8 protein-coding genes and 1 other annotated feature are annotated in these 10689 nt (G+C 44.7%); all 8 genes read right to left on the bottom strand.

The annotated features are described in order from the left end of the window. Positions 1 to 215 (bottom strand) — a binding site (T-box leader). Positions 216 to 278: 63 nt separating this feature from the next. After that, entirely contained in the window at positions 279 to 1748 is a 1470-nt protein-coding gene (gene gltX, locus ABDZ72_RS04345; RefSeq protein ID WP_343751391.1) for a glutamate--tRNA ligase, read from the bottom strand. 106 nt (positions 1749 to 1854) lie between these two features. After that, a complete protein-coding gene (locus ABDZ72_RS04340; RefSeq protein ID WP_343751390.1) occupies positions 1855 to 2949 on the bottom strand; it encodes a PIN/TRAM domain-containing protein in 1095 nt (364 codons plus the stop codon). Positions 2950 to 3149: 200 nt separating this feature from the next. After that, positions 3150 to 4523, bottom strand: a complete 1374-nt coding sequence (gene radA, locus ABDZ72_RS04335; RefSeq protein ID WP_343751389.1) for a DNA repair protein RadA — start codon at positions 4521 to 4523, stop codon at positions 3150 to 3152. Positions 4524 to 4733: 210 nt separating this feature from the next. After that, positions 4734 to 7163 (bottom strand): ATP-dependent protease ATP-binding subunit ClpC, encoded by a 2430-nt coding sequence (gene clpC, locus ABDZ72_RS04330; RefSeq protein WP_343751388.1) that lies wholly within the window; start codon positions 7161 to 7163, stop codon positions 4734 to 4736. A gap of 18 nt (positions 7164 to 7181) precedes the next feature. Further along, entirely contained in the window at positions 7182 to 8246 is a 1065-nt protein-coding gene (gene mcsB / locus ABDZ72_RS04325) for a protein-arginine kinase McsB (RefSeq protein WP_343751386.1), read from the bottom strand. Then, entirely contained in the window at positions 8243 to 8770 is a 528-nt protein-coding gene (gene mcsA / locus ABDZ72_RS04320) for a protein-arginine kinase activator protein McsA (RefSeq protein ID WP_343751385.1), read from the bottom strand. The genes mcsB and mcsA overlap by 4 nt, the downstream gene beginning before the upstream one ends. A 12-nt stretch (positions 8771 to 8782) precedes the next feature. After that, on the bottom strand, positions 8783 to 9250 hold the full coding sequence (locus tag ABDZ72_RS04315) for a CtsR family transcriptional regulator (RefSeq protein ID WP_343751384.1): 468 nt from the start codon (positions 9248 to 9250) through the stop codon (positions 8783 to 8785). A 344-nt stretch (positions 9251 to 9594) separates the two neighbouring features. After that, positions 9595 to 10293: an MgtC/SapB family protein gene (locus ABDZ72_RS04310; protein WP_343751383.1), complete on the bottom strand. Its 699-nt coding sequence runs from the start codon at positions 10291 to 10293 to the stop codon at positions 9595 to 9597. Positions 10294 to 10689 lie beyond the last annotated feature (396 nt).

Raw genomic sequence — 10689 nt, 5'->3', positions numbered from 1 at the left:
CAGAGACGCTCGTTTGCGCGGTCCCACTCTGTTTGAAGAATAAGCTCTCTTCCAGCTTGGCTCCGGTAACGGCAGAGCGCCGCCGCTATATACTCCATTTCCATAGCGGGCTCCAAGGTGCATTTCAAAAACGGTGCTTCGAATCACTTCCAGCCGATGGTGATTCTCTCTGGACAAGCATGGCGTTTTTTACTTCTCCTTATCAACGCATTAAATACGGTTATCATTATTTTGTTTATGATATTACTATATTATATTTATTTGCAATTGTGAACCAATTAGGCTCCGAACTCCTTCAGCAAGCTGTCCAAACGGCTCACAACCGTATCTCTTCCCAATAGCTCAATAGCAAGCGGCAGTTCCGGACCGTGTGTCTGTCCGGTTGTCGCCGCTCTGATTGGCATGAACAGTCTCTTGCCGCGATGTCCGGTTTCTTTTTGGGTTGCTTTAATTTCTTGCTGGATAGCATCCTTTTCAAACTCGTCCAAATGGATCAACTTATCCGTGAGAACCTGCAGCACTTCCGGGGCCTGTTCTTGATTTAACACATCCATCGCTGCCTCATCATAGTCTATGGATTCCTGGAAAAACAAATCGGTCAGTTCGACAATTTCCGCGCCATAATGGAGCTGTTCCTGATACAGAGCGATCATTTTTTCCGCCCATTTTCTTGTCGAGGCATCCATATTCTCAGGCAGACGTCCAGCTTTCTGTAAATGCGGCAGCGCCAGATCAATAACGCTGTTCAAATCCGCCGCTTTAATATATTCATTATTCATCCATCTCAGTTTTTGCTGGTCAAATATGGCAGCAGATGTTGATAGCCGGTCAGGGTCAAAAATCTCTATCAATTGATCCTTACTGAATATTTCTTCTTCACCAACTGGCGACCAACCCAGCAGGGTAATAAAGTTAAACAAAGCTTCAGGCATATACCCTTTATCCCGGTATTGCTCAATAAACTGCATAATGTGTTCATCACGTTTGCTCAGTTTTTTACGTTTTTCGTTCATAATCAGCGTCATGTGTCCAAATCGCGGCGGTTCCCAGCTAAATGCCTCATAAACCATCATTTGTTTCGGAGTGTTGGAAATATGCTCCTCACCGCGCAGAACGTCGGTGATGGCCATTAAATGATCATCAATCGCCACCGCAAAGTTATAGGTTGGTGTGCCATTTTTTTTGACAATCACCCAATCACCAAAATCGCTGGAATCAAATGTGATGTCACCTCTTACAATATCATGGAATGTATATGAATGGTTATCCGGAACTCGTATACGGATGCTCGGGATACGTCCCTCGTTTTCAAACTGGTCAACCTGCTCTTGCGTCAGATGACGATGAGCTCCTGAATATTTCGGAACCTGGCCTCTCGCGCGTTGTTGTTCGCGTTCCTGATCGAGTTCCTCTTCGGTCATATAGCACTTGTAGGCCAGTCCCTTCTCCAGCAGCTCCGTGGCATACTGGCGGTAAATATCCAGACGCTCCATCTGGCGATAGGGACCGTAATCACCACCGGCATCAGCTCCCTCATCCCAGTCAATGCCAAGCCACTGCAAATATGTCATCTGACTTTCTTCTCCGCCTGAAACATTTCGCTTTTCATCCGTATCTTCAATCCGGATGATGAACGTCCCGTCAAAGTGCCGGGCGTATAAGTAATTAAACAATGCCGTGCGCGCATTTCCTATGTGCAAATTCCCCGTCGGACTTGGGGCGTAACGTACACGAACCTGATTTGTCATGGTGGGACTCCTTTCTTTATCCATAGAATACCTTGAATACTAAGCGCAATAAAAAGTGATAACCTCACTTGTTATCACTTTTCCTTCTCTATACGTTATACCGTTTTTACTGTGCTTTTTCAAGTAATTTTGGTTTCGCAAAAATCATCCGGCCGGCTGACGTCTGCAGGACGCTTGTAATTAACACATCAATCGTCTTACCGATATAGTCATGCCCTTCTTCCACGACAATCATCGTTCCGTCATCCAGATAGGCAACACCTTGATTGTGCTCTTTACCATCTTTAATAACGTGCACACTTAATTCTTCGCCTGGCAGAACCACCGGTTTAACGGCATTTGCCAGATCATTGATGTTTAAAATCGGTATGCCTTGCAAATCACAGACTTTATTCAAATTAAAATCATTGGTTACAACAATCCCGTCCATCACTTTAGCCAATTTAATCAGCTTGCTGTCAACTTCCGGAATATCCTCAAAGTCACCGTTATAAATTTCCACGTCAACCGGAAGCTCTTTTTGAATCCGGTTCAGAACATCGAGCCCTCGTCGGCCCCGGTTACGTTTCAATACATCCGATGAATCAGCTATATGCTGAAGTTCACCAAGCACAAACTGCGGAATTATGATGGTGCCTTCCAAGAAATTCGTCTGGCAAATATCCGCAATGCGACCGTCAATAATAACGCTAGTATCAAGGATTTTAGGTTTGGGTGGTCTCCGTTCGGACGACTCTTCCATTGGCTGCTTTTTTTCCCGTTCTTTTCGGCTAAAATTAAATAAATTCATCAATTCATCCCGTCTTCTAAACCCAACTTGAAAACCAAAGTAGCCTGATAAAATCGTTATAAAGAGCGGTAAAACCTGTGATACGAGATAGATATCAATATCTTTCAAAGAAATAGTGATTAAATAGGCAATGACCAAACCGCCAATCAGACCTAGACCGCCAAAAAGCAAGTCGCCAACCGGAACTTTAATCAAACCGTCCTCAATCCATCTTAAAAACCCGACTATATAATCCGTAACAAAATAAGAAAGGCCAAATAGAATAATTGCGCCTAAAACCATGCCCAGATAAGAGGATGCTACCCACGGGGGATTGGTAACATCAAAGAAATGAACAATATCCGGGATATATAAAAATCCGATCGTGCCTCCACTGATAATAAAAAATAAATGAACAATCTTATTCAACACCACGATCACCTCCTATCAACTATTATTGCCCATTTTTCACAAATTAACCGCCATAAATCCACATAAAAATAAAAAACCGTATCTTATATGTTAGCACAAATGTAAAAATCAGTCAATTTAAAATAAACTATTTTATCATACTCCATAAATGATGTCAATAAATCGTCACGTGCTAATTCGTGCCGACCGGTAGTGAGCTGTCAGGTGGTCAGACCTTCATCGAGCGCCTCACGAACCGTACGGACTCCAATAGCCTGGATAGATGATGGCGGATTCCAACCATCCAAATTCTTTTGGGGACAAAACACACGTTCAAAGCCGAGTTTGGCCGCCTCTTGAACCCGCTGCTCGATCCGGGACACATGCCGTACTTCACCGGTCAATCCAACTTCGCCGATAAAAATATCTTCCGGCCTTGTCGGTTGGTTACGGAAACTGGATGCAATACTGACAGCTACAGCCAGGTCAATAGCGGGCTCATCAAGTTTGACACCGCCGGCCACTTTTATATAAGCATCCTGATTCTGCAGCAGAAGACCAACGCGCTTTTCAAGAACCGCCATCAAAAGGGGAACACGATTGGTATCAAATCCGGTTGCCATCCGTCTCGGGTTGCCAAAACTGGTTGGGGAAATGAGTGCCTGGATTTCAACAAGAACAGGCCTTGTTCCTTCCATAGAGGCGACTACGGTTGATCCCGCTGCACCTTGGGGGCGTTCTTCCAGGAAAATCTCGGACGGATTCATGACTTCCCGCAACCCCGTCTCCTCCATCTCAAAAATGCCCATCTCATGTGTGCTCCCGAAGCGATTTTTGACACTGCGCACTATCCTGTAAGTATGGTGCCGTTCGCCTTCAAAATAAAGCACAGCATCCACCATATGCTCCAACATCCGCGGCCCCGCTATAGCCCCTTCCTTCGTAACGTGACCTACAATACAAATGGGAATTGCATTTGATTTGGCCGTCTTCATTAATTCGCTTGTGCTCTCACGCACCTGGGAAACACTTCCTGGAGCACTTGTCACTTCTTCCCGGTAAACGGTTTGTATGGAGTCAATGACAACAAAAGCCGGTTTAATCTGTTCGATTTGACTGAGTATATCAAACAGATTGGTTTCCGCTAATACATAAAGCTGCTCGGAGGTGACACCCAAGCGATCAGAACGCAATTTTGTCTGACGGATGGATTCTTCTCCGGAAATATACAGTACAGGCATCTGTTTATCAGCAAGTTGGGACGATACCTGCAACAACAAAGTTGATTTACCTATACCGGGATCACCGCCGATCAGTACGAGTGACCCCGGAACAATCCCACCCCCGAGCACACGATTAAATTCGCGCATCGCTGTTGTCACACGTGGTTCTTTTTTGGTTTCAACTGACGTTATACGTTCTGGCTTACCGGAAACGTTAGTGTCCCCGGCTATTGTATGCCCCGTCTGCACAGATGATGCTTCCAATTCCTCCACCAGCGTATTCCAGCTGTTGCACCCGGGACATTTACCCATCCATTTGGCTGATTCATAACCACAGTCCTGACACACATACTTTGTTTTGCGTTTTGCCAATGCTATCGTGCTCCTTTGCTACATCCTCTATTATATACCAAATCCACCGCATGGACGTTACAGCCCTCTATCAATTCGTTTAAATAATGACATATTTGTTCCACATTCTCAGTATAACATGATTCCGTCCCGGCAGCTTGCCATCAAAAAAACTGGAAGGTTGTTCTTCCTTCCAGTTTTTCATCATCTGTGTGTCGGGAAATTACATTTTTACGACAGAATCGTAAATTCCCCTTTATTATTTAAGCCGATTTTTACTTTTTCCCCTTTGGAGATAGTTTCCTTCAGCAATTCTTCCGACAGCATATCCTCAACATTTTTTTGGATGGATCTGCGCAGCGGCCGGGCACCATATTCGGGGTCAAACCCTTCATTGGCAATCTTATCCACCGCTTTATCCGTCAGCGTGAATTCAATACCCTGTTCCGTCAAACGGGTCTGCAACTGTTTAACCATCAGCTGGACAATATATTTCATATGCTTGCGTTCAAGTGAGTGGAATACAATGGTCTCATCAATCCGGTTCAGAAATTCAGGACGGAATGCTTTTTTAAGTTCCTCGGTCACTTTGGACTTCATGTTCTTATGATCTTGTTCTTCATCATCAAGAGTGAATCCAACATATTTATTCCGTTTCAGTTCATCGACACCGACATTGGATGTCATAATCAGGACGGTATTGCGGAAATCAACGACGCGTCCTTTAGAGTCCGTCAGCCTTCCATCCTCCAACACTTGCAGCAGAATGTTGAAAACTTCCGGGTGCGCTTTTTCCACTTCATCCAGAAGAATGACAGAATAAGGCTTGGTCCGCACTTTTTCCGTCAGTTGACCACCTTCTTCATAACCGACATATCCTGGAGGTGAGCCAACTAGGCGGCTGGTGGCGTGTTTTTCCATGTACTCAGACATATCGATCCGGATCATGGCTTCTTCATCAGCAAACATTGATTCTGCCAACGCCCGTGCAAGCTCCGTTTTACCGACACCGGTTGGCCCGAGAAAAATGAACGAGCCGATGGGACGCTTCGGATCTTTCAAACCGGCGCGCGCCCTGCGGATAGCTTTAGCCACGGCATCCACAGCCTCATCCTGGCCGATAACCCGATCATGCAATGTTTCTTCCAGATTCAAAAGGCGCTCACTTTCATCTTTTGTAAGACGGGAGACGGGTACACCAGTCCATGTGGAGACGACTTTCGCTACATCTTCTACGGCTACCTCGGATGATTCCTGCCCCTGCTTCTCTTTCCATTGATTCTTCGTTTCTTCCAATTCCTCTCGCAACCGCTGTTCTGAGTCACGCAACGACGCCGCTGTTTCAAATTCCTGACCCTGTACGGCGGAATCCTTTTCTTTGCGTACATCAGCCAGTTTTTGCTCCAGTTCTTTTAAATCCGGCGGTATCGCATATGAACGCAGGCGAACTTTGGAACCAGCTTCATCGATCAAATCAATGGCTTTATCCGGGAGAAAACGTTCGGTGATGTAACGGTCGGACAGCGAGACGGCTGTTTCAATTGTTTCATCCGGAATGGTGACACGGTGATGGGCTTCATAACGGTCACGCAACCCTTGCAAAATCTGCACCGTTTCGTCCAAGGTTGGTTCATCAACTTGAATCGGTTGAAATCTTCGCTCAAGAGCCGCATCTTTTTCAATATATTTGCGGTATTCGTCAAGTGTGGTGGCACCTATGCATTGCAGCTCACCACGGGAGAGGGCCGGTTTTAGTATGTTGGAAGCATCGATGGCCCCTTCTGCACCGCCTGCTCCAATCAACGTATGCAATTCATCTATGAACAGAATGATGTTGGACGCCTGACGAATTTCTTCCATGACTTTTTTCAACCGTTCCTCAAACTCACCACGGTATTTCGTTCCAGCCACAACAGTCCCCATATCCAGCGTCATCACGCGTTTATCACGCAATATCTCCGGAATTTCATTCTGCATGATTTGTTGTGCCAAACCTTCTGCAACAGCTGTTTTCCCAACACCGGGCTCACCGATCAGAACCGGGTTGTTTTTAGTACGACGGCTGAGAACCTCAACGACCCGTTCAATTTCTTTGCTGCGACCAACGACAGGGTCAACATTGCCTTCTTTGGCGATTTCCGTCAAATCGCGTGCCAGCGAATCCAATGTCGGTGTGCTCGCATTCGATGATTGCGCTCCCCGCCCTTGACGTCCTGTCTGTGACTCATTGCTGCCAAGAAGCTGCAGAACTTGCTGACGCGCTTTGTTGAGACTGACACCAAGATTATTCAGGACACGTGCGGCCACACCTTCTCCTTCACGTATGAGACCAAGCAATATGTGCTCGGTGCCGACATAGGAATGGCCAAGTTTACGTGCTTCGTCCTGGGACAATTCAACGACCTTCTTCGCTCTTGGCGTATAATGAATCGTCTGCATCGGCTGGTTGCCGGATCCAATTAATTTTTCCACTTCTTCCTGAATTTTGGATACTTCCAACCCCAGTGATTCCAATGCCTTTGCCGCAATTCCATTTCCTTCGCTGACAAGGCCAAGCAAAATATGTTCGGTGCCTATATTATTATGTCCAAGCCGTACTGCTTCTTCCTGGGAAAGCGCCAGCACCTTTTGCGCTCGTTCTGTAAATCGTCCAAACATCATAGCTATGTCTCCTCCTAACTAATTTTCCAGTTTCACACGTTCACGGATAAGCGATGCTCTTAATATATCCCGCTCATTAGGTGTCAGCGATTTTTGAGCATATTGCTGCAGAAATCCCGGCTGTGTAAGTATCATCAGCTCATTGAATATATTCCCTGTGACACCATCAATAATGCCCAAATCGATGCCGAGCCGTACATCAGATATACATGTTGCCGCTTCCTTTGACTCCATGACGCGACTGTATGCCAACAATCCATAAGAACGATAAATCCGGTCTTCCAACCGCTTGCCTGACTGTTCCATAATTCGGTTTCGTGCTTTGCGTTCATGTTCAATAAGCTGCCGGGCGACACTTTGCAAATCCTCAACGATATCTTCTTCTGATTTTCCAAGTGTAATTTGATTGGATATCTGAAAAATATTGCCCGTGGCCTCACTTCCCTCACCATAAATGCCACGCACGACAAGGCCGAGTTGGTTAATCGCCGGTATCATGCGCGTGATCTGTTGGGTCCATGCCAAGGCAGGCAAATGCATCATCACCGAAGCACGCATGCCTGTACCAACATTGGTCGGGCATCCTGTTAAGTAACCGCGCTTTTCATCAAATGCGTAATTAACTTTTTCCTCCAGCCAGTCATCCAACTCAAATACATTACTCAGGGCTTCCGAAAGCTGAAAACCGGGAAAGTACAGCTGCAGACGAAGATGATCCTCTTCGTTTACCATAACCGATACCTGTTCATTTTCAGATATCAGGACAGCGGATGAGTGATCCTGCTCTGCCAAATGAGGGCTGATTAAGTGCTTCTCAACAAGCACGCGTCGCTCCACCGGTGTTAATTGCTGAATAGGTATAAATGAAAACGACGTATAATCCTGAAATGATTGATGTTCATACTCATCCCGGATAAATGAACTGATGCTCTCCAAATCGGATTCATTAGCCAGAATCGGAAACGAATATTGGGCAAAATTACGTGCCAGACGGATTCTGCTGCTTAAGACAATATCACTGTCGGGACCATCTTCGCGCATCCATGGACTGATAGCCTCATTCATAAATTGCTGCAGCGTCATGCATCATCACCCCCCATTTCCTTTTTTAACGCATTGATTTTATCCCGAACCGTTGCAGCATCTTCAAAGGCCTCATTTTTTATTAAACGCTGCAACTCTTCTTTATATGCGTTCATTTGTTTTTTAATACGCATATCGCCGCCTTTTCGGGCGGGAATCTTCCCATGGTGTGCTGTATTTCCACTGTGCACACGACGGAACATAGGGTCCAGGTACTCTTCAAAGGTCTGATAACATTGGGAACAACCAAATTTTCCGAGCTTTTTAAATTTGGACAGCGTCATTTCACATTTGGGACATTGTAGTTCGTTTTTCTGCTGTTTTGGTGTATGCTGCTGATTATCAATCGGTGGGCTGAACAATCCGGACAATAATTGGTGCAGGGAATAACCTTCTTCCGGATAGGTCATATACCCTTTCTCTTTTGCACATACATCACATACATACACTTCTGTTTTGTCACCGTTGATAACCTGCGTATAACGAAGCGTTGCCGGACGCTGTTGGCATTCCTGGCATTCCATGGCATTCCCCCCTCACTTATTCAAATATTTTAATGTCGTCAACATCGATGTCATAATTCGGGCACGGATTTCATCACGCAACGGCAGCTGAAAAGCTAATGTCTCCCGCTCAATGGCACTCAGCATAATTCGAGCCTCGCGTTCGGTGACAAGTTCTTCCTCCAGAAGCCGCTCCATGACGTCATAAGCTGCCTGCTGCGAACAACTTGGCTGGATCATGGCCATAATATCATCAATTAAATCCGCCCAGTCTTGATGCTTAATTCGGATAATGCGGATATAACCACCGCCACCACGCTTACTTTCCACTATATAACCCTTTTCCACAGTAAAGCGTGTTTTAATCACATAATTAATTTGTGACGGAACACATTGAAATCGATCAGCAAGTTCACTGCGCTTAATATCAATAGCATCCTTGCCGGCAGAATCAAGAATTTGTTTTAAATATTCCTCTATGATGTCCGAAATGTTCCGCATAAACCCTCCTCCTCTTACCATATGAGCGAACGTTTATTTGTTTGCTTGCATTTACCTTATTTGACTTTGACTATCTTTGACTATACTTATATTATACGATATACACACTGAGATGCAAGAAAAATCTATTTCTATTGTAGACAAATCGATGAAAAACGAAACATGAAAACCAGTTCATAAATAATACGCTACCCAGACAACATAATATGAATAATTTTTCGCGATATCATGACCCAACATCTTGGAAGGCTATCGGAAAAATATAAAACCTTGTGCCGTACAGACACAAGGTTTTATACCGCACAAACAGATAATAGCTTATACGGCAAACAGAGCAATCCAAATTATTTTCGCTCCGCAGCATGTTTAATATAGTCCAGTTTTGTAATATCCTCAAAAAGAGACGAGCGATCCATTTCCTCACCAGGGTCAACTGTTATAAATATATGGCGTAAATCGTTTTCGGTGCGGCTGATTTCAACCCGCTTCAATACCAATTGATGATGTTCAAAGACACCAATCGCATGATTAAGTTCCAATCCGGGCATAGCAATGATTTCAACGACGTATGATGACTTCCCCTTCTTAAATACCTTCTCAAAATTATTTAAAAATACAAGACTTAATAATATGATGACTGTAGTAAACACGGCGGACGCATACATACCTGCACCAACGACAAGCCCCAGACCTGCAACCGTCCATATAGAAGCGGCTGTTGTAAGCCCGCGTATCGTCATCCCATTGACGATAATCGTTCCAGCTCCGAGGAACCCAATACCACTGATAACATAAGAAGGAATTCGAGCCGGATCAAACCGTATATTATCGTAAGCGTCAATCATCCACTCAAAACCATACAACGAAAGCACCATCATCAAACACGCCCCCACCCCGACCAAGATGTGCGTTCGAAATCCGGCAGAGTGATTTTTCAATTCCCGTTCAAAACCAATTAATCCGGATAAAATTAAGGCAATAACGATACGTATCATAATGGTTACAAAATGATCCCCGACGAGCAAATCCCAATATCCGTCCATGTGACGTCCACGCTCTCCTTCCCTTTATAATCCAATCCGTTCGCATGTTTTTCCTGATATAAGTCTATGCAGAACGTAGATTATCATTAAAATAATGCTGCCTATTGTTTGAATATGGTTGGTATATAAACAGATATGTTCATCATTACTATACGGTCCGGTATCGGTATTCATGTTATCGGTAAATTAAATTCCATTAAATAATGCTCATTTTTTGGCCAATAATTACCGTCTGATTGTTAATACTAATCAGAAATAATAGTCACCTTTGAAATACAAAAATAAAGAGGCTAAACCATCAATCAAATGGTCAGCCTCTTTTTTTGCTATGCCTGGCGGTGTCCTACTCTCGCGGGGGCAAAGCCCCAACTACCATCGGCGCTGGAGAGCTTAACG

Origin of the sequence: Lentibacillus halophilus (genome assembly GCF_039522485.1) — a bacterium.
Taxonomy (GTDB): Bacteria; Bacillota; Bacilli; order Bacillales; family Amphibacillaceae; genus Lentibacillus; species Lentibacillus halophilus.
This window is presented reverse-complemented; position numbering and strand designations above follow the sequence as displayed.